24 protein-coding genes are annotated in these 25202 nt (G+C 73.0%); 17 read left to right on the top strand and 7 right to left on the bottom strand.

The window, feature by feature from the left end; genetic code table 11:
- Nucleotides 1–71 precede the first annotated feature (71 nt).
- The 3 genes from ACIBUY_RS06830 (at nt 72) to ACIBUY_RS06840 (ending at nt 4167) form a co-directional block, all read left to right on the top strand.
- Nucleotides 72–569: a MarR family transcriptional regulator gene (locus ACIBUY_RS06830; protein ID WP_365566994.1), complete on the top strand. Its 498-nt coding sequence runs from the start codon at nt 72–74 to the stop codon at nt 567–569.
- Nucleotides 562–3129 carry an MFS transporter gene (locus ACIBUY_RS06835; protein WP_399151994.1) on the top strand — a complete coding sequence of 856 codons (2568 nt, stop codon included), beginning with the start codon at nt 562–564 and terminating at the stop codon, nt 3127–3129. Before ACIBUY_RS06830 ends, ACIBUY_RS06835 begins: the two co-directional genes overlap by 8 nt.
- Before the next feature lie 141 nt (nt 3130–3270).
- Entirely contained in the window at nt 3271–4167 is an 897-nt protein-coding gene (locus tag ACIBUY_RS06840; protein ID WP_399151995.1) for an ABC transporter substrate-binding protein, read from the top strand.
- A 102-nt stretch (nt 4168–4269) separates the two neighbouring features.
- On the opposite strand, the gene ACIBUY_RS06845 is transcribed toward ACIBUY_RS06840, so the two are convergent.
- Together ACIBUY_RS06845 and ACIBUY_RS06850 are read right to left on the bottom strand one after the other, a co-directional pair.
- Nucleotides 4270–4989: a phosphatase PAP2 family protein gene (locus ACIBUY_RS06845; RefSeq protein WP_365566997.1), complete on the bottom strand. Its 720-nt coding sequence runs from the start codon at nt 4987–4989 to the stop codon at nt 4270–4272.
- Nucleotides 4990–5123: 134 nt separating this feature from the next.
- Nucleotides 5124–6179 carry a LacI family DNA-binding transcriptional regulator gene (locus tag ACIBUY_RS06850; protein WP_399151996.1) on the bottom strand — a complete coding sequence of 352 codons (1056 nt, stop codon included), beginning with the start codon at nt 6177–6179 and terminating at the stop codon, nt 5124–5126.
- 197 nt (nt 6180–6376) lie between these two features.
- Between ACIBUY_RS06850 and ACIBUY_RS06855 the strand changes: the two genes are divergently transcribed.
- The 5 genes from ACIBUY_RS06855 (at nt 6377) to ACIBUY_RS06875 (ending at nt 11164) form a co-directional block, all read left to right on the top strand.
- Nucleotides 6377–7627, top strand: coding sequence for an MFS transporter (locus ACIBUY_RS06855; RefSeq protein ID WP_365566999.1), 1251 nt, complete (start codon nt 6377–6379; stop codon nt 7625–7627).
- A gap of 120 nt (nt 7628–7747) precedes the next feature.
- Nucleotides 7748–8434 (top strand): alpha/beta fold hydrolase, encoded by a 687-nt coding sequence (locus tag ACIBUY_RS06860; RefSeq protein ID WP_365567000.1) that lies wholly within the window; start codon nt 7748–7750, stop codon nt 8432–8434.
- Complete coding sequence (locus tag ACIBUY_RS06865) at nt 8431–10002, top strand: carboxylesterase/lipase family protein (RefSeq protein ID WP_399151997.1); 1572 nt, start codon at nt 8431–8433, stop codon at nt 10000–10002. The genes ACIBUY_RS06860 and ACIBUY_RS06865 overlap by 4 nt, the downstream gene beginning before the upstream one ends.
- Before the next feature lie 41 nt (nt 10003–10043).
- Complete coding sequence (locus ACIBUY_RS06870) at nt 10044–10910, top strand: polysaccharide deacetylase family protein (protein WP_399151998.1); 867 nt, start codon at nt 10044–10046, stop codon at nt 10908–10910.
- A gap of 23 nt (nt 10911–10933) precedes the next feature.
- Nucleotides 10934–11164 (top strand): hypothetical protein, encoded by a 231-nt coding sequence (locus ACIBUY_RS06875; protein ID WP_399151999.1) that lies wholly within the window; start codon nt 10934–10936, stop codon nt 11162–11164.
- A 3-nt stretch (nt 11165–11167) separates the two neighbouring features.
- Here the strand turns inward: ACIBUY_RS06875 and ACIBUY_RS06880 are convergent, their stop codons facing one another.
- On the bottom strand, nt 11168–11836 hold the full coding sequence (locus ACIBUY_RS06880; protein WP_365569431.1) for an ABC transporter: 669 nt from the start codon (nt 11834–11836) through the stop codon (nt 11168–11170).
- A complete protein-coding gene (locus ACIBUY_RS06885) occupies nt 11833–12822 on the bottom strand; it encodes an ATP-binding cassette domain-containing protein (protein WP_399152000.1) in 990 nt (329 codons plus the stop codon). The genes ACIBUY_RS06880 and ACIBUY_RS06885 overlap by 4 nt, the downstream gene beginning before the upstream one ends.
- Nucleotides 12823–12893: 71 nt before the next feature.
- On the opposite strand from ACIBUY_RS06885, the gene ACIBUY_RS06890 reads away from it, so the two are divergent.
- A complete protein-coding gene (locus ACIBUY_RS06890; protein WP_399152001.1) occupies nt 12894–13679 on the top strand; it encodes a peptidyl-tRNA hydrolase in 786 nt (261 codons plus the stop codon).
- 36 nt (nt 13680–13715) lie between these two features.
- Here ACIBUY_RS06890 and ACIBUY_RS06895 read toward each other — a convergent pair whose 3' ends face one another.
- Nucleotides 13716–14387 carry an SDR family oxidoreductase gene (locus ACIBUY_RS06895; protein WP_399152165.1) on the bottom strand — a complete coding sequence of 224 codons (672 nt, stop codon included), beginning with the start codon at nt 14385–14387 and terminating at the stop codon, nt 13716–13718.
- Nucleotides 14388–14512: 125 nt separating this feature from the next.
- On the opposite strand from ACIBUY_RS06895, the gene ACIBUY_RS06900 reads away from it, so the two are divergent.
- The 8 genes from ACIBUY_RS06900 (at nt 14513) to ACIBUY_RS06935 (ending at nt 22746) form a co-directional block, all read left to right on the top strand.
- A complete protein-coding gene (locus ACIBUY_RS06900; protein WP_399152002.1) occupies nt 14513–15112 on the top strand; it encodes a TetR/AcrR family transcriptional regulator in 600 nt (199 codons plus the stop codon).
- A 673-nt stretch (nt 15113–15785) separates the two neighbouring features.
- Nucleotides 15786–16436: a TetR/AcrR family transcriptional regulator gene (locus ACIBUY_RS06905; RefSeq protein WP_365569419.1), complete on the top strand. Its 651-nt coding sequence runs from the start codon at nt 15786–15788 to the stop codon at nt 16434–16436.
- Between the two features lie 112 nt (nt 16437–16548).
- Entirely contained in the window at nt 16549–17094 is a 546-nt protein-coding gene (locus tag ACIBUY_RS06910; protein ID WP_399152003.1) for a hypothetical protein, read from the top strand.
- Nucleotides 17091–17735 (top strand): TIGR03086 family metal-binding protein, encoded by a 645-nt coding sequence (locus ACIBUY_RS06915; protein WP_399152004.1) that lies wholly within the window; start codon nt 17091–17093, stop codon nt 17733–17735. Before ACIBUY_RS06910 ends, ACIBUY_RS06915 begins: the two co-directional genes overlap by 4 nt.
- An 81-nt stretch (nt 17736–17816) precedes the next feature.
- Nucleotides 17817–19145, top strand: coding sequence for a DUF692 domain-containing protein (locus ACIBUY_RS06920; RefSeq protein WP_399152005.1), 1329 nt, complete (start codon nt 17817–17819; stop codon nt 19143–19145).
- Between the two features lie 281 nt (nt 19146–19426).
- Nucleotides 19427–20122, top strand: coding sequence for a DUF4142 domain-containing protein (locus ACIBUY_RS06925; protein ID WP_399152166.1), 696 nt, complete (start codon nt 19427–19429; stop codon nt 20120–20122).
- A gap of 97 nt (nt 20123–20219) precedes the next feature.
- A complete protein-coding gene (locus tag ACIBUY_RS06930; RefSeq protein ID WP_399152006.1) occupies nt 20220–20984 on the top strand; it encodes a TIGR04222 domain-containing membrane protein in 765 nt (254 codons plus the stop codon).
- 142 nt (nt 20985–21126) lie between these two features.
- The gene (locus tag ACIBUY_RS06935; RefSeq protein ID WP_399152007.1) at nt 21127–22746 is read left to right on the top strand and encodes an alpha/beta hydrolase; all 1620 of its coding nucleotides are present in this window, start codon (nt 21127–21129) and stop codon (nt 22744–22746) included.
- 72 nt (nt 22747–22818) lie between these two features.
- Here the strand turns inward: ACIBUY_RS06935 and hemQ are convergent, their stop codons facing one another.
- Together hemQ and hemG are read right to left on the bottom strand one after the other, a co-directional pair.
- A complete protein-coding gene (gene hemQ / locus ACIBUY_RS06940; protein WP_399152008.1) occupies nt 22819–23565 on the bottom strand; it encodes a hydrogen peroxide-dependent heme synthase in 747 nt (248 codons plus the stop codon).
- Nucleotides 23562–25112, bottom strand: a complete 1551-nt coding sequence (hemG, locus tag ACIBUY_RS06945) for a protoporphyrinogen oxidase (RefSeq protein ID WP_399152009.1) — start codon at nt 25110–25112, stop codon at nt 23562–23564. Before hemG ends, hemQ begins: the two co-directional genes overlap by 4 nt.
- Between the last annotated feature and the right edge of the window lie 90 nt (nt 25113–25202).

Genomic DNA, 25202 nt, shown 5'->3' on the forward strand with positions numbered 1-25202 from the left:
CGCGCCGTTCACAGGCGCCTACACTCACTTGCTGGATACAAGCAACGTAAGGGTGCGAAGGGGCGGGGCACATGGACGCCGAGGAGGCCGCGGCCGGCCTTGGGCAGGAGATCGTGCGGTTCTCGCGGCTGCTGTCCGCGAGCAGGCAGCGGGCCAAGTTCGAGCAGGGGGCCGGGGAGCGCGTGCTGCTCGCACGGCTGGTGCGGGACGGCGCGCAGCGCGCCACCGACCTCGCGTCGGCGACCCTGCTCGACCTGTCGACCGTCAGCCGCCAGGTGCGGTCGATGGTGGAACGCGGCCTGGTGGAGCGGCGCCCCGACCCGGTGGACCGGCGCGGCGTGCTGCTGCACGCCACCGAGGCGGGGACGGCGGCCTTCGAGGCCTACCGCCGCCAGCGGGACGCCGAGCTGGCCCAGCTCCTCGGGCCCTGGCCCGCACGCGACCGGGCCGAGCTCATCCGGCTGATGGCCCGCCTCAACGACGACCTGGCAGAGCATCAACACACTCGTCACGGCACCGCACAGCAGTCCGCCGCCGTGGCGCAGCAGGGAGCAAGTACGCATGACTGAGGCCGTGTCCGCATCGCGCGGAGACACCGACACCAAGGCGATAGCCACCTCCGGCGGCCTGAGCCACCGGCAGATCCTGACCATTCTGAGCGGCCTCATGCTGGGCATGTTCCTGGCCGCGCTCGACCAGACGATCGTCTCCACCTCGATCCGCACCATCGCGGACGACCTGCACGGCCTGAGCCAGCAGGCCTGGGCGACGACGGCGTACCTGATCACCTCGACGATCGCGACGCCGCTGTACGGCAAGCTGTCCGACCTGCACGGCCGCAAGCCCTACTTCCTGGGCGCGATCACGATCTTCATCGCGGGTTCGGCGCTGTGCACGTTCTCGACGTCGATGACCGAACTGGCCGCCTTCCGCGCCGTGCAGGGCATCGGCGCCGGCGGTCTGATGTCCCTCGCGCTCGCGATCATCGGCGACATCGTGCCGCCGCGCGAACGGGCCCGCTACCAGGGCTACATGCTCGCCACCTTCGCCACCTCCAGCGTCGCGGGACCGCTCATCGGCGGCTTCCTGGCCGGGCAGGACGACATCCTGGGCGTCGTCGGCTGGCGCTGGGTGTTCCTGGTGAACGTGCCGATCGGCATCGTCGCGCTGTTCGTCGTCGCCAAGGTCCTGAACATCCCGCACACCCGGCGCGACCGGCGCATCGACTGGTGGGGCGCCCTCACCATCGCCATCGGCGTGGTGCCGCTGCTGCTCGTCGCCGAGCAGGGCCGCGAGTGGGGCTGGGGCTCGACGCGCTCCCTGTCCTGCTACGGCATCGGGGTCGTCGGCATCATCGCGTGGATCCTCGTCGAGCGGCGGATGGGCGACGACGCGCTGATCCCGATGCGGCTGTTCCGCAACCCGATCTTCAGCAAGACGAGCCTGCTGTCCGTGCTGATCGGTGCGGGCATGTTCGGCGGGATGCTGATGATCCCGCAGTACCTGCAGATCGTGAAGGGCGCGAGCCCCACCCGCTCGGGCCTCGAGATGCTGCCGCTGATGCTCGGCATGATCATCGCCTCGATCGTCTCCGGCCAGATCACGGCGAAGACGGGCCGCTACAAGATCTTCCCGACCATCGGCACCGTGCTGATGGTCGTGGCACTGCTCCTGTTCCACTTCAAGGTGCAGTGGGACACGCCCCTTTGGGAGTCCATGGTCTTCATGCTGGTCTTCGGGCTCGGGCTCGGCGGCTGCATGCAGACGCTGGTCCTCGCGGTCCAGAACGCCGTCCCGCCGCAGGACATGGGTGTCGCGACCGCCTCGTCCACGTTCTTCCGGCAGATGGGCGCGACCGCGGGCACCGCGATCTTCCTCTCGGTCCTCTTCAGCAACGTCGGCGACAAGATCGCCTCGGCGTTCAAGTCGGCCGCGGGGACCCCGCAGTTCCAGGCGGCGCTGCACGACCCGTCGGTGGTGTCCGACCCCGCCAACAAGCCGGTGCTCGACATGCTGAAGAACCCCGGCTCGGGCGGCGGCTCGGACGTGCTGAGCGACTCCTCGTTCATCCAGCACCTGGACCCGCGCCTCGCGGAGCCGTTCAAGCAGGGCTTCGCCAGTTCCATGCACGTGGTGTTCCTGATCACCGCCGGAGTCGTCGCGCTCGCGTTCCTGATGGTCCTGTGGACCAAGGAGGTCCCGCTGCGCAAGATGTCGGGCCTGGAGGCACGGGCCGCGGCGGAGAACGGCGAGGAGCCGGTCGCGGCGGACACCCCGGCCGTGGAAGCGGAGGCCGTGTCCCCCGATGCGGTCTCGCCGGTCGCGGTGACCGCCGCGGAAATGGCCGCGGCGACGACCACGGCCACGGCCCTCTCGGGACCGGGCGTGCGCGGCCACATCCGTGACGGCGACGGGACGCCCGTGGCGCAGGCCGTGGTCACGCTGATCGACCTGCGCGGCACACAGCTCGGCAACACGACGACGGGACCCGACGGGCAGTACGCCGTCACGGTGCCCGCCGCCGGTACGTACGTGCTGATCGGCTCGGGCGGGGGACGCAGGCCGCAGGCCACGACGGTGACGGTCGGCGACGCCCCCGCCGACTTCGACCTGATCCTCAGCGGCGCCGCCGGACTCACCGGCACCGTCGTCGACGCGGGCGGCGAACGTCCGCTGCCGGGCGCGCTGGTCATCGCCACCGACGTGCGCGGCGAGGTCGTCGCCACCGGTACCTCCGACACCGGCGGCGGTTTCGGCCTCGGCGACCTGGTCCCCGGCAGCTACACCCTCGCGGTGAGCTCTCCGGGTCACCGCCCGGCGGCCCTCCCGGTGGAGGTCACCGGCGGCGGCGCCGACCACTACGAGGTACGGCTCGACCCGGGCGCCCGGGTCCACGGCACCGTCCGCACCACCGCGGGCGCACCGGTGGACGAGGCCCGTGTGACGCTGCTCGACGCGGCCGGGAACACGGTCGCCTCGACCGTCACCGGGGCGGACGGCGGGTACGCGTTCGGCGACCTCGACACCGGCGAGTACACGGTGATCGCGAGCGGTTACGCGCCCCACGCGGTGCCCCTGCGCCTGGAGCGCGAGGGCAAGCACGAGGTGGACGTGGACCTGACGCACTGACAGTACGCAGCCTTGGGCTGCCGCACGCACGCACGCACGCCGGGCCGTGGTCGCGCGTCCCCCGTCGAGGGGGTGCGGGCCACGGCCCGACGCATGTCCGAGGGGTGCGTGCCGCGGGCGCGGGGTGGGCAGGGTGCCCATATGCCTCAATTAAACGAACACGCGTGGGAGTTCACGGACGACCGCAGCCACCTGGCGGCCGCCGTCGGGACGCCGGAGCGGGTCGTGGCCTACATACAGACGGGCGCGAGCCTGTGGGATCTCGGTCTGCGCCCCGTCGGAATCTTCGGCTCCTACCACGACGGGGAGTCCGCCGACCGCGCGAAGGCGGGCGCTCTACCGGTCGACGAGATCGCGTATCTGGGGGCAGGGGCGGGCCTGGACCTCGACGACGTGCTCGCGGTGCGCCCCGATCTCGTGGTGGCGCTGACCTACGGCGGCGGCCAGGTGTACGGGATCGAGCCCGACGTGGCGAAACACCTCGAGGAACACGTCCCGCTCGTCGTGCTCGACGTGGGGCAGGGCCGCGGTCTCACGGCCGTACGGGAACGGGTGGCGGAGCTCGGCCGCTCGCTCGGCATCGCGGAGGCCCCGTCGGCGCTGGCCGAACTGACGCGCGCGGAACGGAAGTTGGCGACCCTGACCGAGGGCCCCGCCGGATCGACACGGGTCCTCGCCCTCTCCCCCGGCGGCCCGGACAGCGTGCACCTGGCCCGCCCGTCGAAGTGGCCCGACCTGAGCGCACTCACCGGCCTCGGCGTCCACACGGTGGAACCCCCCGAGGGCCCGGGCGCCAACTGGCACACCGGCACCTGGGCCGACGCGGCCGAACTGGCCCCGGAAGTAATCCTGTTGGACACGCGCGCGAACGCGGCGCCCCGAGACGAGTACGCAACGGACCCGGCGTGGGCCGCGGTGGCCCAACGCGCCACGATCCTGCCCTGGAACCCAGAACTCCCGTCAACGGCGACCGCGCATGCGGGGTTCTTCGAGGGGGTGGCGAAGTCCATCCGCTCGTCCAACTCCTCGGGCGCTTGAGGGAGTTGGATCCAGAGCGATAACCGGGGGCACTTCAAGCCCCTCCGGCGATTGAGGAGCGGAATCCGGGGCAACGCCCCACGAGCCGAGCACCCACCCCGGTCAACGACTCACTTCAAGCCCCTCCGGCGATTGAGGAGCGGGGTCCGGGGCAGCGCCCCGTGGCCTGGACCCGCCCCCGAGCAACGATGCGACAGGCCCCGCACCCGACCCCCGCCCCGCGAACCCCCACCACACCAGCAGCCCGACCCCGGCCCCGGCCAACGCCCCGGCCCCCGTATCGGACAACCAGTGCGCATGCAGCCACGTCCGACTCCACATCATCGCCAGCGTCAGCACCACACCCACCGGCCACCACACCTTCCGGCCCGCCGAAGGCAACAGCGCCGCGACCGCCACCACGCTCACCGCCATGGTCGCGGCATGCCCCGACGGGAACGACCCGTGGTCGACCGTCACCAGCGGATGGGCCGGGCGCGGCCGGTCGACCATGTGCTTCAGGGCCTGGACCGCGACCTGCGTCAGCACGGTGGCCGCGAGGACGAAGAGCGCCGCGCGGGGACGCCGGAAGGCGAACAGCAGGACCGTCGCCGCCAAGGGGACGAGCGCACCGGCGGGCCCCCCGAACCAGTTGAGCGCCGCCGCCGCACCGTGGGCAACTCCCTTGTGCGGACCGCCCATCCAGCGCAGCCAGGTGTCGTCCAGGGACTGGAACGGCGGGTCGGTGACGCCCGCACGGACGACCGCGCCGATCAGGACGGGCAGCAGGACGAGAAGCACGCCGGGCACGAGAAGGCCGCGGGAGTGCGGGACACGGGTCATCAGTGAGCGCCTTTCCGGATGAGGGGGCGTGATAGTTACACGTGTCACCCCCGACGCACCAGACCCCTCCGCAAACTTTCCGCGGCACTCTCATTCAATCCGCGGCACCCACGTTCAGCCCGCGGCACCCGCGTTCAGCCCGAGGACTCCCGGGCCTCGATCTGCGCCGTCGACCGGATGCGCACCCCGGGCCGGATCGACCGGTCCGTGATCAGCCGGTCCACCAGCGCGGCCACCTCGTGCGGCGCGGGCAACTCGGTACGCACACTCGTCAGCCGCGGCCGCATCAACCGGGCGATGAGGAGATCGTCCGCACCGACCAGGGCCGTGTCGCGCGGGACATCCACACCGGCGTCCTGCAACGCCCGCATCAGCAGCATCGCGTACTCGTCGTTGTACGCGAAGATCCCGTCCAACTCCCTTGCGTCCACCGCCACTTGGGCCGCCGACTCCTCGGTGTAGGCGAGCGGGAGAGGCGTCACCCGCGCGCCCGGGAACGCGGACGCGGCCGCCGTCACGCCTGCGAGCCGCGGGCCGCTGAACGAGTCGAGGCCACGCTCCCGGGGCATCACGACCCCGAGCCGGCGCCGCCCCGACGCCAGCAGATGCGCGCCCGCCACCGCCCCGATCTCCTCCTGGTCCATCGTGATGCCGTGGGCCCCGGGCGCGGGCTGCGGCCCGAAGGAGATCACCGCCCGGGTGCCCGAACCGTGCAGGATGCCGACCGACTCCTCGGTGAGCGGGGCGCCGAAGGTGGCGAGGACCGCGGCCGGGCGCAGTTCGGCCCAGGCGCGGGCCGTGTCCTGCGGCGAGCGGTCGGCGCGGGCGCCGTGCAGGACGCCGGTGTAGCCGTACTGCTCCAGGGCGGTCTGGAAGTGCGCGACGAACGTGGCGAAGAGCGGACCGAAGGCCGGCACCTTGTCCGCCGGGACCGCGATCAGGACCAGGGCGCTGCTGCCGGAGCGCAGGGAACGGGCGGCGGCGTGGGGAACGTAACCGAGTTCCTGCGCCGCCTTCTTGACCTTGGCCTGGGTGGCGGCGCTGACCTTGCCCGCCGCCTGGCCGTTGAGGACGTAGCTGACCGTCGCGCGGGAGACTCCGGCGTGCCGGGCGACCGAGGCGCTGGTGGGCACGGTCGCCCGCCGCGCGCCGCCGGGGCTGTTTTCCTGCTGCTCTGCGCTGTCGTTCATGGCTGTGTGGATCCTTTCACAGCCGTCTGTGCGGGATTTTCGGGCCTGGGGTCTGGTGCGGGTGCCGTGGCGGGTGCTAAGAATCCGTTACACGTGTCAACTTACACGTGTAACCACCGCTCGGCTCGTACGTACACCACCGCTCGGCTCGTATCGGCCGTCCCGTACGACCGTCCCGTCACGAGGAGGAGGGCAACGTGGCCCTTTCCGCCCAGCGCGCCCCCGAGGCCGGTACCGCCACCGGCGCCCCGGCCCCCGCTCGCACCCCGCGCGGCCTGTTGCCGCTGCTCATGCTCGGCAACACCGCCATGTACACCCTCTACATCGGGGTGGGCGGCGTACTCCTTCCGCTGCAGATCGAGCACATCGACAAGGCCCACAAGGTCGCGATGCTCGGGATCGTGAGCGGGGTGAGCGCCGTCTTCGCCACCCTGTTCAACCCGGTGGCGGGCGCCCTCTCCGACCGGTCCGGGCGGCGCAATCCCTGGATCCTCGGCGGCGGCCTCGCGGCCGTGGGTGCGATGGCCCTGCTCGGCGGCGTGCACACGGTGCTGCTCGTCACGATCGCCTGGTGCGTCGGGCAGGCCGTCATGAACGTCTTCCAGGCCGCGATCACCTCCGTCGTCCCCGACCGCGTGCCGATGTCCGCCCGCGGCAGGGCGTCCGCGGCCGTCGGACTCGGCATGCCCGTCGGGTCGACGCTCGGCGCGCTGCTCGGATCCGCGTTCACGGACCATCTGCGGACCGGCTATCTGGTGCTCGGCGCGTTCGTCGCCGTCGCGGCCGTCGTCTTCACCGCCGGTGCGCGGGAGGAGCGGCGTCCCGCCGTCGCGGGCATACCGCTGAAGCAGCAGTTCGCCGCCTTCATGAGCGCGCTGCGCAACCACGACTTCAAGTGGGCTTTCATCGGGCGGGCGTTGCTCGTGCTCGGCTACTTCTGCGTCTTCGGCTACCAGCTGTACATCCTGGACGACCACATCACGCTGCCGAAGGGCATGGAGCCCGCCGACGCCGTCGCGATCCTGACGCCGTTGTCGTCGGTGGCCATGGCGATCGCCACGGTCGTGGGCGGTGTGCTGTCCGACCGGATGAACCGGCGCAAGGCCTTCGTCGGCATCTCCGCGCTGGTGTCCGCCGTCTCCCTCCTCGTCCCCGCGGTCTCCCCCACCTGGCCGGCGATGCTCGTGTTCGCCGCCGTGAACGGGCTCGGCTTCGGCTGCTTCATGGCCGTGGACACCGCGCTCGTCACGATGATCCTGCCGAGCGAGGGCGACGCGGCCCGCGACCTCGGCGTGCTCAACATGGCCGCCGCGGGCCCGCAGATCCTCGCCCCGTTCGTCGCGTCCGTCATCGTGTCGGCCGCCAACTACACCACCCTGTTCGTCGTCGGCGCGGCCCTCGCCGTGCTCGGCGCGCTCGCCGTGCGCCCCATCCGTGGCGTGCGCTGAGCACCGTAGAACCACGCATCACCACGTACGGCCCTGCACGGCCGCGTACGCCGGTACGAAGATCACGTACTGCTCCGTACGAGACCGTGGGCAGCCGTACGAGAACGAAAGGCATCCCTGATGAAGTTGCACACCCGGGAATGGGGCGGCGGCGACCGTGTCGCCCTGCTGGTCCACGGGATCATGTCGGACCACCGCACCTGGCGGCGGGTGGGTCCCGCACTGGCCGAGCGGGGCTATCGGGTGATCGGTGTCGATCTGCGCGGGCACGGGGAGAGCGGGCGCGGTGCGTACAGCGTGGCCGCGTTCGCCGACGACCTCGTCGAGACGCTGCCCACCGGTGCGGACCTGGCGATCGGGCACTCGCTCGGCGGGCTCGCGCTGTCCCTCGCGGTGGAGCGGCTCGCGCCGCAGCGTGCCGTGTACTCCGATCCGGCGTGGGCGCTGACGCAGGCCGTCGACCCGGCCGTGTTCATGGAATTCCAGGGCGCCGGGCGGGAGTTGATCGCCGAGCTCAATCCTCGCTGGGAGGAGGCGGACATCGACGTCGAGCTGGCGACGCTGGCCGCGTGGGACGCGCAGAGCGCCCTGGCCGTCGCCGGGGAGCAGGCGGTCGACCGGACGCCCGCGCGGCCCGTCGTACCGTCGCTGGTGCAGGCCGCCGGGCCGAGTTTCCTGGTCTCGGAGGAGATGAAGGAGGAGCTGGTGCGGCGCGGGTTCGAGGTGCGTACGGTGCAGGGCGCCGGGCACACCATTCACCGGGACGACTTCGCGGGCTTCATGAAGTCCCTGGAGGGATGGCTGTGAGCGAGGTGACGGCACTGACCGGCGCGGGCGGGGTGCGCGGCGAGCGGCTGCGCAGCGGCGTCCAGCGCTATCTGGGGATTCCCTACGCGGCCGATCCCGTGGGCGAGTTGAGGTTCCGGCCGCCCGCGAGGCCGGAGCCGTGGAGCGGGGTGCGGGACTGCCTCGCCGCCTCCCCGGCGCCGCCGCAGGGGCCCGATCCGCTCCTGGAGAGCGTGGTCGGTGCGGAACGGGTGGCGACGTCGGAGGCGGGCTGTCTCACCGTCAACGTCTGGGCACCCGGCGGGAGTTCGGACCGGCCGGACCGGCCGGTCCTCGTGTGGGTGCACGGGGGCGCCTACGTCCAGGGGTACGGGCATCAGGTGTGGACCGACGGCGAGCGGCTCGCCGAGCGGTACGGCGTCGTGGTCGTCTCCCTCAACTACCGGCTGGGTGCGCTCGGTTGGCTGTACGTGCCCGAGCTGCTCGGCGAGGAGTACGCCGGGTCCGCGAACCTGGGCCTGCAGGACCAGATCGCCGCGCTCGCGTGGGTGCGGGACAACATCGCACGGTTCGGCGGGGACCCGCACCGGGTGACCGTGTTCGGCGAGTCGGCGGGCGGCGGCAGCGTCGCCGCGCTGCTCGGCGCCCCCGCGGCCCGGCCGCTGATCCACCGGGCTGCGTTGCAGAGCGCGCCGCCGCGCGCGGTGCGCTCCGCGGACGAGGCGGCCGCGGTGGCCCAGGCGTACGCGGCCGTGCTGAAGGAGCAGACGGGCGTCACGGACGTCAGGGAGGCGAGCGTCGATCAACTGCTCGCGGCCCAGGACGAGTTGATGACCCGCCACCCCGTGCACGAGATCCCGTTCACGCCGGTCGTGGACGGGTCCGTGCTGCCGCTGCACCCGCTGCAGGCCCTGCGCAACGGGTCCTGCGCCCACATACCCGTGCTCGCCGGGACGAACGAGCACGAGGGCCGCCTGTTCGTCGGGCTCGGCCCTGACGTCACCGGGGACGCGTTCGACGCGGCGCTCGCCGAGGCGTTCCCCGACGCCGAGCAGCGGGCGCGCGCCCGCGCCGTCTACCGTACGTACGAGGGCAGTTCGCAGGACCGACCGACCGAGAACCTCGCCGCGCTGCTCACCGACCGGCTGTTCCGGGAGGGCACGGACGCGTTCCTGGACGCGGCGGCCGAGGGCGGCGGGCGCGTGTGGTCGTACCTCTTCCAGGAGCCCACGCCGGTGCTCGGCGGGGGCCTCGGCTCGACGCACACGCTCGACATCCCGTACGTCTTCGACGTCCTGGACGGTCCCGGCCTCACCGCCTGGCTGGGCGATGAGCCGCCGCAGCGGCTCGCGGACGCGATGAGCGGGGCCTGGGTGCACTTCGCCACGGAGGGTGCGCCCGCGCACCGTCTGCTGCCGTCGTGGCCGCGGTTCGAGCCGGGCGAGCGGGCGACGATGCTGCTCGGCGGGGAGCTGCCGGGGTCCGGGGCGGGTGACCGGGTGGGCGCGGTGGCGTTCGACCCGTTCGGGGACCGCAGGGAGCTGTGGAGCGGGGCGGGAAGTCAGGCGTTCACCGATTTGCCCGACTAATTTGACCGGCTAATCGCATTTTGCGGCGCTATCGTCGCCGCGTGATCAGCACCCTCCGTCGCACCGCACTGACCTGCGCCCTCGGCGCCCTCGCTCTCGGTGCCGCCGCCTGTTCCGGCGGCGGCACCGAGCCGACACCCCCGGGGCGGGCCGGGCGGCCCGCCGCGAGCCCTTCGGCCGCAAAGTCGCCGACCGGGCCGCCCACGCTCGCCCCGGGCCCGGCCGGACTCACGCCCGTCTTCAAGAGCGCCCCGAAGCCCAAGGAGCGCACGGTGGCGCTCACCTTCGACGCCGACATGACCGCGGACCAGGGGCCGCGCGCCGCGTCGGGCGAGCACTTCGACAACCCTCAACTCATCGCCACGCTGCGGAAGTTGAAGGTGCCCGCCACGGTCTTCATGACCGGGCGCTGGGCCGACGAGTACCCGGCGCAGGCCAAGGACATCGGCGCCGACCCGCTGTTCGAAGTGGCGAACCACTCCTACAGCCACTACGCCTTCACCGGCGACTGCTACGGGCTGCCGTCTGTGCCGCCCGCGCGGATGCGCACCGACGTCGAGCGCGCCTTCACCGCGTTCCGCAAGGCCGGGGTCGCGCACGTGGTCCCGTACTTCCGCTTCCCCGGCGGCTGTTACGACAAGCAGGCGCTGCGGGCGCTCACTCCGGCCGGGGTCACCGCCGTGCAGTGGGACGTGGTGAGCGGCGACGCGTTCGCGACGGACGCGGGCGCGGTGACGCAGCAGGTGCTTGGCGGGGTGCGGCCCGGGTCCGTCGTGGTCATGCACTGCACGCGCAGCGCGGCCCCGACGACGGAGCGCGTGGTCCGGGCCGTGGTGCCCGCGCTGCGCGCGAAGGGCTACCGGTTCGTCCGGGTCTCGGAGCTGATCGGGACGGTCCGCAAGCCGTGACCGTGGACCGTACGCTGACACCCATGGAGCACAGGGAACACGTGGAGAGCACGGAACGCGCGGAGGGCACGGAGCACGTAGAGCACGTAGAGCATGTCGAGGGTGCGCAGAGCGCGGGCAGCGGGGCCGACGGGGCGGTCGCCGAATGCGTGCTGTGCCGGGAGCCCACGGAGTACCCGGAGTCCACGAAGGGCGTGACCCTGTGTCCGCGCTGCGAGTGGCAAGAGGCACAGCGCACGGCCTGCTCCGGGTAGCGCTCAGCGGCGCGACGAGAGCGCGCAGGCTGCCGCCGCGCAGGCCGTCGCCAGCACGCCTGCTCCGGCGAGGGCGAGCAGCGGGGCCGGGACACGGCCCTGCTGCGAGCCCGTGATCAGGGCCGTCACCGCCGAGCCCGCCGGGGAACCGGGCGCGACCAGGGCGAGCAGCGCGCACAGCAGCATGCCGGCCACGCCGAGGCCCGTACTGCGCAGCACCGGCCAGGTCGTGACGGCGCCGACCGCGGTGCCGACCAGCGCGCACACCAGCATGGCGAGGAGTCCGGACCCGGCCGCCGGCAGCAGCGGCACCTTCGCCTTGTGGTCGGTGCTCGCGCCGTCGCTGATGAGCGTCACGACGCCGGTCGCGAGCGCGCCGAGCGCCAGGGTCGCGAGGAGGGCGGCGGCCAGGCTCGCCAGGTGGGCGCGCCAGGGAGCGGTGGCCGCGGCGGTGCAACTGCGGGCGGCCGGGGGCTCGTTGGAGACGCAGATCCGCACCAGCCAGGCGCCGACGGGCAGCAGGGCGGCAGCCGCGTACCCGAGCGAGTCGAGCACGGGCTGCCCGGTCTGGACGCCGATCGCGAGGAACGCCGCGTACAGCACGACCGGCGCGAGCCAGCGCTGCGAGCGCAGCAGCAGGGCCGACTGGTAGGCGAGCAGGGCGGCGGTCATCGGCTCTCCGGCGGGGTCGGGGCGGGCTCGCTGCGGACGGAGACGACGTGCCAGGGCGGCCGTGCGTTCAGCAACGTACGCAGGACGGCGTCGGAGCGGTCGGCGGGCACGGTGACGCGTACGGTGCGGGGGTCGAGACGGGTGAGCGTGTGCGGTTCGGGAAGTCCGGGCAGCTCGGGAGTTCCGGAACCCGGCACGGAGTCGGCGACAGAGGCGACGGGGGCGGTAGCGGTGACGACCACCTGCCCAACACCCGCACCTCCACCTCCACTTCCACCTTCGCCTTCACCTTCGCCTTCACCTTCGCCTTCACTTTCACCTGCAGCAGCCGCACCACCTCCCACAACTCCCCCCGCATCCCGAAGAGTTGCCCCCTCGATCAGATAGGTGGCATCGGTGACGTCCGCGAGGCGGCGCGGATCGTGGTCGACGAAGAGCACGGCGGCACCGGCCGCGGTGCGCTCGGCGACGGCCCGGTCCAGCTCGTCGCGGGCGGCGGCGTCGAGCCCGGTCCACGCCTCGTCGAGGACGAGCAACTCCGGTGCGGCGAGCAGGGCTTGGGCGACCGCGACCTTCTGGCTGCTGCCCTTGGACAGCTCGGCGAGCGGCGTGCGCGCGTACCCCTCGGCGCCGAACCGCTCGAGCCAGTGGGCGGCCCGCCGCGTGGCCTCCTTGCGTACGAGACCGTGGACGCGGCCGAGATGGGTGAGATAGCCGAGTGCGGTGAAGGGCAGGGCGGCCGGGAAGCGTTCGGGGACGTACGCGGTGCGCGGCCGCCCGACGAGGCGTCCTTCGCTCGGGGCGTCGATCCCGGCGACGAGCCTGAGCAGCGTCGACTTGCCGGTGCCGTTCGCGCCCTGGACACGGACGAGGGCGCCCGCGGGCACGTCGAGGTCGACGCCGCGCAGCACCCAGCGGCCGCCTGGGCCGTAGCGGCGGCCGGCGTTGCGCAGGGCGACGAGTCCTGGGGACGGGGCGGAACGCATGCGGCCATGGTCCCGCACGGCTGTGACCCGGGGGACGGAGGGTGTCCGGGGCCACTGGCAGACTGAAGAACGTGACCAGCGACGACACCTCCACACCCCGCCCGGCCGACGGCACGCCCGGCGGCTCGGCCGACAGCACGCCCGAGAGCCCGTTCCGCACCGAGCCGACCCCTCGCGACGAGGCACCGCAGTTCGTGCTGCCGCTCGTGGTGCGCATCGAGCGCGCCGCGCCCCCGGCCCGTACGGACGCGCTGGAGACGGCGGCGCGCGCGGTCCTGGTGATGCTCGCCGACGAGCGTTCGCTCGACGACGGCGCGTGGGCGCAGGCGATGCGGGACTGGCAGGACGCGCGGATCCGCAAGGTGGTGCGGCGGGCACGCGGTGCGGAGTGGCGCCGCGCCGAGGCGCTCGAAGGCATCACGGTCACCGGCCCGGCGGAGACCCAGGTCCGGGTCTTCCCGCCGGTCCCCCTCGACGGCTGGCCCAAGGACCTGGCCCGCCTCCAGGTCTCCGGCACGGACCTCGACGACCCCGAGCCGCCGAAGGACCCCGACCCGTCGGCCCCGGTCCTGTGGCTCAACCCCGACCTGGACATGACGGCGGGCAAAGCCATGGCTCAGGCGGGCCACGGGGCTCAACTGGCCTGGTGGGAGCTGTCGGACGCGGACCGCAAGGAGTGGCGCGACGCGGGCTTCCCGCTCTCGGTCCGGGTCGCGGACCGGGCCCGCTGGGAGCCTTTGACGCGGGCCGGGTTGCCGGTGGTGCGGGACGCGGGGTTCACGGAGATCGCGCCGGGGTCTTGCACCGTGGTGGCCGAGGGCGGCCGCCGCTTCTGCCCGCTCCCCGGCGCCCACTAGGACCTGTGTCGAAAGTGGCGCTAGACCCGCCCCCGGTTACCCCGCAAGCCCCCGCTTGACCTCACGCGTCAGGTCGTCCGCCAGGATTTCCGGCAGGCCGTGCGCGATGCCCTCCAGCGCCTGCGCCGCGACGGCGGCCGGGTCGGCCTTCTGGTCGGCGGGGATGCCGGCGGCCATGTCGGTGTCCATGTAGCCGACGTGCAGGGCCGATACGGCGATGCCGCGCGGGGCCAGTTCCTCTCGGACCGCGTCGGTCTGTGCCCACGCGGCGGCCTTGGCCGCGGCGTAGGAGCCGAGGCCCGCGGGGTGCAGCCAGGACAGTACGGAGAGGACGTTGAGCACGGCGCCCCCGCCGTTGCTCTCGATCACCGGCGCGAACGCGCGCGTCACGAAGAGCGGCCCGAAGTAGTTCGTCTCCATCTCCGCGCGCACCGCGTCCGGGTCCCCGTCGAGCAGCGACGTGCCCGTGGAGATCCCGGCGTTGTTCACCAGCAGCGTCGCGTCGGGCGCGGCGCGGACCGCGGCCCGGATCGACTCCGCGTCGGTCACGTCGAGGCGCAGCGGCACGGCGCCCGGCAGGTCCACGGTCTCCGGGCGGCGTGCCGCCGCGTACACCTTCGCGCCGTGCCGCAGCAGCTGCTCGGCGAGGTGCCGGCCGAGGCCCCGGTTGGCGCCGGTGACCACGGCGACGGCGCCCTTGAGTTCCAGTCCCGCTTCCCTGTCCGATCCCATGTCTCTTGCTCCCTCGCGCTTGGATGACGTTTAGATGATGGATGACATCTAACATCGAGACTAGGATAGATGGCAACCGACATCCAAAGGGGAGGTGCCCGATGGGCCGCGTATCGCAGGCGCAGGCGCAGGAGAACCGCCGACGGGTGGTGGAGACCGCCTCCCGGCTCTTCCGGGAGCAGGGGACGCACGTCAGCGTCGCGGACCTGATGAAGGCGGCCGGCCTGACGCACGGCGGGTTCTACAAGCAGTTCGCCTCGAAGGAGGCGCTGGTCGACGAGGCCACGGCGTACGCGTTCGCCGAGACCGCGGACCGCCGCACGGAAGCCGTCCCAGGCGATCAGCGGGCCCTGATCGAGACCTACCTCTCCGTCGAGCACCGGGACGACATGGCGGACGGCTGTCCCGTCGCCGCACTCGTCACCGACATGGCACGCGGGGCGGACGACAGCGCGGCCCGCCGGGTCTACAGCGAGGGCGTCGCCGCCTTCGCCGCGGCCCTCGCCACCGGCGACCCGGAGAACACGGACGACACCGACGGCACGGACGGCACCGACGGCACGGACGGCACGGACGGCACCGACGGAATGACCCGCCTGTGCACCTTGGTCGGCGCGCTCGTCCTGGCCCGGGCCACCGCGGGCTCGCCGGTCTCCGAGGAGATCCTCGGCGCGGCGCGCACGGCGCTGACGACTTCCTGAGCCCGACGAGGGCCTCCGACCGGATTGACCGACGGGTGTAGACCCCACGTACGGCCGCTGCCGCCGTACGCGCGCACGACACGTTCCGGGGCGGGGGTCGACGCGGCGCTCCCCCAATGGGACCGGACGGAGCGACCGCGCCGTCGAGACGTGCGTGGGGAAGACGGCCCACTCCGCGGCGTCCCGCCCCCGGAACCGGTCGCCACACGCCTCCTGTTCCCCGGGCGCCCCGGACGCACGGCCGGAACGCACCTCGATGCCGGTCCGGCCGCGATTCGGTGACCGAAAGACCGGTCCACGCTCTGGCCATGCGGGACCGGGAGTCCTAGCATCGCTTGGGTCCGGGCCTCTTCACACTCGGACGAGTCGACTCCGGCACGTCGCGGAGCCGGCCCCTTCTCCACCCCGCTCCACCCCGCTCCACCCCCGAGACCCCGGGACCGCACCGCACACAGTGCCGTAGCGGCCGGGTCGTTCTCGCCGACACACGCCCCGGCCCTCGCGTCCCCCCCGACCCGTCGTGGGGCGAACTCCCGCACGCCTCCGGGCCGGCGGGGACGACGAGCACGTGAACCGCGCAGGGGGAGACGCGCGCTCCCGTGCTCACAGGCCGCCGCCGATGTCGGCCGAAGCCGCCGGCGGCGGCCGCTCCCCTGTGCCGCATCATGGACGCATGACTGAGGCGGGAAGCGCGCTGGACGGCAGGGTCGCGCGGGGGAACGAGACCCGGCGGCTCGTGCTGCGCCGCACCGTCGACATCGCCTCCGTGGAAGGGCTCGAGTCCCTGTCGATCGGGCGGCTCGCCACGGAACTGAAGCTGAGCAAGAGCGGCGTGTTCGCCCTGTTCGGCTCCAAGGAGGAGCTGCAGCTGGCGACCGTGCGGGCCGCCGCCCAGGTGTACGAGGAGAAGGTCGTGCGCCCGGCCATGGAGGCCCCGGCCGGAGTGGGACGGCTGTGGCGGCTGTGCGGGCGCTGGCTGCGGTACTCCCAGGACCGGGTCTTCCCCGGCGGCTGCTTCTTCTACGGAGTGCTCGCCGAGTACGACGCCCGCGAGGGTGCGGTGCACGATGCGCTGGCGCGCGCCCAGCGGTCCTGGGTGGGCCTGGTCGAGCGCTGCGCCGAGGAGGCGCGCGAGCTCGGCGAGCTGCGCCGGGACACCGATGTGCCGCAGCTGGCCTTCGAGTTGATCGCCCTGATGGAGATGGCGAACGCGCACTCGGTGATGCACGGCGAGTCGGGCGTGTACCGGCGGGCCCGGGTCGGCATCGCGGCGCGGCTCGCCGCCGCGGTGACGGATCCGGAGCTCGCACCGCGAACGGACTAGAAACGAACTAGAGACGGACTAGAGACGGACTAGAGAGTGGGGCCCGCCGGGTCCTCCTCGACTTTCGTCAAAGTTTAAGCACGACCGTTCGTTTAGTTTTACGCTCAGGGGCATGACACCGAGAATCCTGCGTGCCCCCTGGCGCCCCGGCCCGGCCGCGCTCCACGTCGCCACCGACCACGACGGCGACGACCACGACGGCGACGACCACGACCACGACGGCGAAAGCCGTGAAGTCCGGGTCAGCGTCACGGAGTTCACCGCCGACACCCGTACGCGATCCCTGGGCGTCGCCGCCAACGGCCTGCGTCTGCGCCGCACTTGGCCCGGCACCCCGGGTGCCGTCGGGATGTGGCTGTGGGTCGATCCGCCGCGCCGCCGCTCGGGCTCCGTCTCCGTGTGGACCGGGCAGGACGCGCTCGACGGCTTCGTCCGGCGCCCGGACCACGTCCGCATCGTCCGCGCGTTCCGCGGCCACGGGTCGGTGCGGGCCACCGCCTGGGACACACCCGGCTTCGACGCCGCCGCCGTGTGGGACGCCGCCCTGGCGCTCATCACGGGAGACACCCCCTGGCCCACCGCCCGGCCCCGTACGGGAGAACTCCGTACGGCAGAACCTCGTACGGCAGAACCCCGCACGGGAAAGGAAGCGCGATGACCGACCCCGTCGGGCAGATCGCCCTCGACCGCCTCGCCGTCCAGGAGTCCGTACGCCTCCTCGGCCTCGCCCGCGGCGACGACTGGGAGCGGGACACCCCCTGCGCGGGCTGGACGCTGCGCCGCCTCGCCGCGCACATGACCGCCCAGCACCGGGGGTTCGCGGCCGCGGCCCGTGGCGGCGGCGGGGAGCCCGCGCCGTGGCGGGAGCGGCAGGACGAGGCGGATCCCGGGGAGGCCCACCGGGCCGCGGCGCTCGATCTGCTCGACGCGTTCGCCGAACCGGGCGTAGAGGAAAGGGAGTTCACGCTGCCCGAGTTGCGGGAGGGGCCCGGGCCCGGCGGCGGCTGGCCCGGGCGGATCGCCGTCGGGTTCCACCTCGTCGACTACGTCGTCCACGCCTGGGACGTCGCGGTGACCCTGGGCGTCGGGGTGGAGCTGCCCGCGCCGGTCGTGACCGCCGCGCACGCCGTCGCCCTGCGGGTTCCCACGGACCCGGAATCTCGCGCTCCGGGCGCCGCGTTCGCCCCGCCCGTCGAGAGGACCGCGGGCGGCTCGGACTTCGCCGCGATGCTGGCGCTGCTGGGGCGCGACCCCGGCTGGCGGCCCGGGGCCACGGGCGACGGGAAACCTCAAATGTAGCTCTGAACGTCCCCCTCCCCGGGTTCGAACGGCCCCGCCCGGCGAAGAGAACAGTCACGGCACAGGCGGAGGGGGACGATCATGGAGCGACTGGCACACCTGGGTACCGGAATCGGCTGGCGGCCGGAGATCGCCGACGTCGTCGAGGCGATGCCCGGCATCGACTGGGTCGAGGCCGTCGCCGAGAACCTGTGCCCCGGCCATCTGCCCGACGCCCTGCTGCGGCTGCGCGAGCGCGGGGTCACCGTCGTGCCGCACGGCGTCTCGCTCGGCCTCGGGGGCGCCGAGCGGCCGGACGCACAGCGGCTCGCCGACCTCTCCGTGCGGGCCAAGGCGCTCGGCTCGCCGCTGGTCACCGAGCACATCGCGTTCGTCCGCGCGGGCGGCGAGCGCACCGCGTCGCCGCTCCTGGAGGCCGGGCACCTGCTGCCGGTGCCGCGCACCCGCGACGCGCTCGACGTGCTGTGCGAGAACGTCCGGATCGCGCAGGACGCGCTGCCGGTGCCGCTGGCCGTGGAGAACATCGCGGCGCTGTTCGGCTGGCCGGGCGAGGAGATGTCCGAGGGGCAGTTCCTGTACGAGCTGGTGGAGCGCACCGGCGTACGACTCCTCATCGACGTGGCCAATCTGCACACCAACCACGTCAACCGAGGTGAGGACCCGTCAAAGGCCCTGGACGAGTTGCCTGTTGAGGCGATCGCGTACGTCCATGTCGCGGGCGGCTTCGAGCGCGACGGCGTCTGGCACGACAGTCACGCGCACCCGGTGCCGCGACCGGTCCTCGACATCCTGGCCGATCTGGCCTCCCGGGTGACGCCGCCCGGCGTGCTCCTGGAGCGCGACGAGAACTTTCCCGAGGACGGGGCGGAGCTCGGCCGGGAGGTGGCGGTGATCCGGGAGACCGTCGCCTCGGCGGCCGCGCCCGCGTTGACCACACCCGAGCCGGTGACGCAGTGCCCGACAACTTCCGTACAGATGGCGGAGGCTGAGGAGTCCGTACGGGAGCGGCTCGCGCTCGCGCAGGCCTCTCTCCTCTCGTCCCTCGTCGCGGGCACCCCGGTGCCGGAGGGCTTCGACCGGGCCCGGCTCGCCGTGCAGAGCCGCGCGCTGGCGGGCAAGCGGGCCGACGTCGTCGCCAAGGTGGCACCCGAACTGCCCCGCATCCTGGGGCACGAGGCCTATCGCGGCGCGTTCCTGGCGTACGCGGGACGGCGGCCGATGACGGCCGGCTACCGGCGCGACGCGCTGGACTTCGCCGAGGACCTGCTGCTCGGGCAGCGCGTCGAGGAGCCGTTCGCCCGCAAGCAGCTGACCGACTGGTGGCTGGAGCGCTCCGGACCCGCACCTCTGGCGGGGCGGCCGGTGGCGCGGGCACTGCGGGCCGCACGGTTCGCGCTGCGCAGGGGCTGAGCACCCGTATCACCCCCTACTGCCCCGTACTACCCCGTACTACCCCGTGCGGGGCGCGCGGCCCGCGCAACCCCCGCGCACCGTACGGCAGTTGACGTAGTCCCCGCTGATGCCCGGCACTCCGTGCCCGGGGCGCACTAGCGTGCGGCGGTGCACCAGGAGGCACCCCCATGCGACTGCTCACACGCACCGAATCGACCCTCGGCACACGCGACACCCGCACCATCCGCACCACACGCGGTACCCGGATCAACGGCACGACGCTCATCATTACCGGACTCATGGCGACGCTCGCCGCACTCGTCTTCCCGATCTGGTCGTACGCCGACCGCTCGGGCACCGGTCTCGACACGCTCAACTCCCAGACCGTACCGACCAGATTCGGGCCGCTGTCGGCCACCGACCGGATCTTCATCACCAAGGTGCGGCTCGCCGGGCTGTGGGAACTGCCCGCCGGGCAGCAGGCCGAGGAGCGGGCGCCGAGCAAGGCGGTCGAGACCGCGGGGGAACACCTCGTCCAGGGCCACACCTTCCTGGACGCGCGGGTGCGCGAGGTCGCGGCGCGGCTCAACCTGGAACTGCCCAACCAGCCGAACGCCCAACAGCAGGGCTGGCTGCGGACGTTGACCGCCGCGAAGGGCGAGGACTACGAGCGGAAGTTCGCCAACATCCTGCGCCGCGCGCACGGCCAGGTCTTCTCCCTGGTCGCCCAGGTGCGCGCCTCGACCCGCAACTCGCTCGTCCGGGACCTCGCGGACGACGCGAACACCACGGTCCTCGACCACATCAAGGTCTTGGAAGCGACCGGGCTCGTCGACTTCGACGCGCTGGCCCGCGGCGCGGCCACGGCGACCCCACCGCCCGAAACGCGCTCCCCCGCACCGCCAGGACCGACCGCGTCGCCCGGCTCGGCGACGCCGGTCACCCCGACTCCGACGCTGACCCTGCCACCCGCCGCGTCGAGCCCGAAGCCGTGACGGTGACCCTGCCGATGACCCCGGCGAAGGCGAACACGCTGTCCGCATACTGAACGGGCCGTAGCGCCTGCCCGAACACCTGCCGTAGAAACTCCGCATGTTCTGGGTCCTGTTCCTCGTCCTCGCCTGCGCCGTCGCGGGCGTCTCCTGCGGGCGCCTGTGCCTCGCGGCGGTGCGCGCCGCCGACGGCGAGCGCGCCGCGGGTGACCCGCACCACGGGCGCGAACTGCGCGAACTTTCGCTGTACGAGACGGCGTTCCTGTCCGGCGGCCCCGACCGGGTCGCCGACGTGACGCTCGTGTCGATGGCCCGCAGCCGCCGCCTGCTGCTCGCGCACACCGGGTGGGCGACGGTCGTCGACCCGGTCGGCCGGGACGACATGGAGCGCTCGGTGATCGGCGCGATCGGGCCCGAAGGACAGACGCGGACAGCGCCGCTGCGGGCGGCGGCCGCCGCGGGGGACGCCGTACGCGCCCTGGCCGAGCGGCTCGTCGCGGCGGGCCTCGCCGTGCCGGACGGGGCCCGCTCGACCGTCGCGGGCGCGGTGCGCCAGGTGCGGGCGGCCGCGCTCGTGGTGGCGGCCCTGGGCGCCGTCGCCGTCCTGATGCCCGGGCGGTCGGGGCAGCCGGACGTGCCGGTGGCGGTCTGGTTCACGCTGCCGCTGCTGCTGACCCTGAGCTGTCTGGCCATCGCCCGGATCGAGATCCACCCGTACACGCGCTGGGCCTCACCGGCGGGACAGCGCCTCCTCGCCGCCCTGCCCAAGGGCACCGGCAACCTGCTCTCGGTGGCCGTGCGCGGGGTGCGGGCGGTGGACGACCCGGCGATACGGGCCGCGCTCGGCCACGGCCGAGTGACCTGAAAGGCGCGCGGGCGACGCATCGGGGTCATTGATCCGACACCGGCGACCTGGTGCTTTACTTCCTCAACTACCGCCCCAAGTATCCCTTTTGTTCGCGAGCCGCAAGGGTTCGAGAGCCCGACGAAAGGGATGCATCCAAGCGATGAGAGCAGCATCCGCCCTCTACGCGGCCGCGGGATCACTGGTCCTGTCGGCCCTCGTCGCCGCCCCCGCGGGCAGCGCGAGCGCCACCACCGCCGTGCCCGACTCCCCCGAGACCCTCGGCACCGCCGTCGCCGCGCAGCGCGCCGCGGCCGCGGGCATCAAGTTCGCCGACTGCCCCGCCGTGGAGAACCTGCCCTCCCCGGTCACCTGCGGCACGGTCTCCGTCCCGCTGGACTACGCCCGTCCGCACGGCAAGCAGATCAAACTGACCGTCAGCCGCGTCCGGGCCACCGGCAGGAACGGCGGCGAGAAGGTCGCCCGCCAGGGCGCGTTCGTCTACAACCCGGGCGGCCCCGGCGGCAACGGCATGTACTTCCCGATGGTCGGCGTCATGCCGGAGTGGAAGCGCATCGGCGCCGCCTACGACCTCGTGGGGTACGCGCCGCGCGGCGTGGGCCGCTCGGCGCCGCTGTCCTGCCAGAACCCGGAGCAGTTCGCGAAGGCCCCCACCCAGGCGCCGACGCAGCCCTCCGCCTCGTACAAGAAGGAACGCGTCGCGCAGGCCAAGTCGTACGCGCGCGGCTGCGCCAAGAACCCGGGCCTCGCGCACTACACGACCCTCAACAACGCCCGTGACCTGGACGTGCTGCGGGCCGCGCTCGGCGAGAAGAAGCTGACGTACATGGGCGCCTCGTACGGCACGTACATCGGCGCCGTGTACGCGCAGCTGTTCCCCTCGCACGTGCGCCGCATGGTCTTCGACTCGGCGGTCAACCCGGACCCGGGCCAGATCTGGTACGCCAACAACCTCGAGCAGTCGGCCGCGTTCGAGCGCCGCTGGGCCGACTTCCGCGCGTGGGTCGCCCGGCACGACGCCACGTACCACCTGGGCACGACGCCGGACGAGGTCCTCACCTCGTACGAGAAGGTGCGCGCCGAGCTGGCGCACGAACCGGCGGGCAAGAAGGTCGGCCCGGGCCAGCTCCAGGCCGCCTTCCTCCAGGCCGGGTACTACGACGACTACTGGCCGATGCGGGCCGTGGCACTCTCGGAGTACCTGAAGGGCAACCCGAAGCCGCTGATCGAGCAGGCCGCGCCGAGCCCGGAGGCCGCCGCCGAGAACGAGAACAGCAACGCCGTCTACACGGCCGTCGAGTGCAACGACGCGCCCTGGCCGACCGACTTCCGCACCTGGGACCGCGACAACACGCGGCTCGCGCGCACCGCGCCGTTCGAGACGTGGGACAACGCGTGGATGAACCTGCCGTGCGCGTACTGGTCCGCCCCGCGCCAGCAGCCGGTCGACGTGCGCACCCGCCCGGGCGCGCTGCCGCCGACGCTGATCCTGGCCGCCGAGCGGGACGCGGCGACGCCGTACACCGGCGCGAAGGAGCTGAACCGGCGGGTCGCCGGGTCCGTGCTCGTGACGGAGCGGGAGGCCGGGACGCACGGGATCGCGGGCGGCGCGAACGCGTGCATCAACGGGCACCTGGACGCGTACGTCCTGGACGGGCAGCTGCCGGTGCGGCGCGCCGCGGCGTGTGCGCCGCATGCGGAGCCGGCGCCGCTGGGTGCCGGGTCCCGCGGGCTCGGGGCAGAGCCCCGCGCGGCTGGTTGATCTCATGAGTGAGCGGGGTCGCGGGGCGCTGCCCCGGACCCCGCTGCCTCTCGTACCAGGGCGGGGCTGAAACTAGGCGAGCCCCGCCACCAGCTCGGCCACGCTCTTGCGGCGGCCCGTGTAGAACGGGACCTCTTCGCGCACGTGCATCCGCGCCTCGGAGCCGCGCAGCAGACGCATCAGGTCGACGATCCGGTACAGCTCGTCCGCCTCGAACGCGAGGATCCACTCGTAGTCGCCGAGCGAGAACGAGGCGACCGTGTTGGCGCGCACGTCCGGGTAGCCGCGGGCCATCTTGCCGTGGTCGGCGAGCATCTTGCGGCGCTCGTCGTCGGGCAGCAGGTACCAGTCGTAGGAGCGCACGAAGGGGTAGACCGAGACGTAGTTGCGGGGCGTCTCGTCGGCCAGGAACGCCGGGATGTGCGAGCGGTTGAACTCGGCGGGGCGGTGCAGCGCCATGTTCGACCACACGGGCTCGAGCGCGCGGCCCAGCTTCGTGCGGCGGAAGAGGTTGTACGCCTCCTGCAGCTCGTCGGCGGTCTCCGCGTGCCACCAGATCATGAGGTCGGCGTCGGCGCGCAGCCCTGACACGTCGTACGTGCCACGGATCGTGACGTCCTTCGCGGCGAGCTGGTCGAAGAGCTCCTGGACCTCGTCGGCGTAACCGGTCCGGTCCTGCGGAAGTACGTCCTTCAGCTTGAAGACCGACCAGAGCGTGTAGCGGATGACCTCGTTCAGGTCCTTCGCCAACTTGCCCTTGTTCGGGATACGGGCTGCCGCCGCGTCGGTGGTGGTGTTCTCGTCGCTCATGTCCCTCATTCTCCTGCTCCGCCGTGCAAGCTCTGCACCGGGTTCGCCTTCAGTTCGTCGCGGGCGCCCAGGTCCCCGCGCAGTTCGTCGACGGCCGCGTGCGCGCTCGCGATGCACGCGGGGATGCCGACGCCGTCGTACGCCGCTCCGCACACGGCGATTCCCGGCAGCTGGGCCAGGTGTTCGCGGATGCGGGTCACCCGGGCCGGGTGACCGACCGGGTACTGGGGCAGGCCGTCCTGCCAGCGGGTCACGAGGGACGCGACCGGGGTCGCGGTGAGCCCGATCGCCTCGTTCAGGTCGTTGCGCGCGATGTCCGTGAGGTCGTCGTCGTCCCGGGTCAGGTCCTTCTCGTCGCCGTAGCGGCCGACCGAGGTGCGGACGAGTAGGAGGTCCGGGTTCTCGTCCGCGATCCAGCCCCACTTCTGCGAGGCGAAGGTGGCGGCCTTGATGGTGCGGCCGTCCACCGGAGGCACGAGGAATCCGCTGCCGGCGGGGAGTTCGGCCCGGTTCCTGTCGTACGCCAGGGTGATCAGGGCCATGCTCGCGTATTCGATCGCCCGGAGTTCCTGGGAGGCCTTCGGGGAGGCGGTGCGCAGCAGGCTCGCCGCGGCGGGGGCGGGGAGCGCGATGACGACCTGGTCCGCGTCGAAGGTGCGGCCCGATTCTGTGACTACTCGCCATAGGGGCTCGCGACCGGCCGTCGGTTGCGCGTTCGTCGTGGTTGCTCGCGCAGTTCCCCGCGCCCCCAGGGAGGTCGCCCGCTCCCCCATGACAATCTCGCCGCCGCTTTGCCGCACCGCGTCCGCGACCGCGTCAGGCAGCGTGCCGACACCGCCCTCGATGCCCATGAACACCGGGCCCGTCTGCTGGTTGGCCGCCGCTCTGGCCTGGATCGCGCGGACCGCCTCCATCAGCGTCGGGTGGCGGCGGGCCTCCTCGAAGAGCTGCGGGACCGCGCTGCGCATGGAGATGCGGTAGGCGTCGCCCGCGTAGACACCACCGAGGAGCGGTTCGACGAGCCGGTCGACGACCTCGCGGCCGAGGCGGGCCGCCACGTACGCGCCCACGGCGACGTCGTCGCCCAGCTCCGTGGGCGGGAGCTCGGCGTCCTGTGCGATGCGGCGCAGGCCCTCGTCGGAGAGGACCCCGGCGAGCGCGTCGGCGGTGCCGGGGACGCCCATGACGTGCCCCTTCGGCATCGGGCGCAGGGCGTCGCGGGTCCAGATCGAGGCGGTCGCCGTGGCCGGGGGCGTGAGGCGGTCGGTGAGGCCCACGTCCCGGGCGAGGCCCACCGCTTCGGGGCGGCGGGCGAGGAGCGACTCGGCGCCGAGGTCGACGCGTGCTCCGGCGATCTCGCCCGCGCGCAGCTTGCCGCCGAGGCGGTCGGAGGCCTCGAGGACCGTCACGCGCACGGGGTCGGCGGCCGAGGAACCGGTGAGCAATCGGTGCGCTGCTGCCAGGCCCGCGATGCCGCCGCCGATGACAAGGACTTCGCGGCCGTCGCGGCCGTCGCGGCCCCGCCCACTTCCCGTACGTGTGTCCGTTTCGCGCATGCCCCCACTCTCTCAGAACGCGGCGGGTGCCCCGGACGAGTCCCGACCGTGACCGGTTCGGAACCGCTCGGCAACGTCGCGCGGGCGCCT

Origin of the sequence: Streptomyces sp. NPDC050085, assembly GCF_044460595.1 — a bacterium.
Lineage (GTDB): Bacteria > Actinomycetota > Actinomycetes > Streptomycetales > Streptomycetaceae > Streptomyces.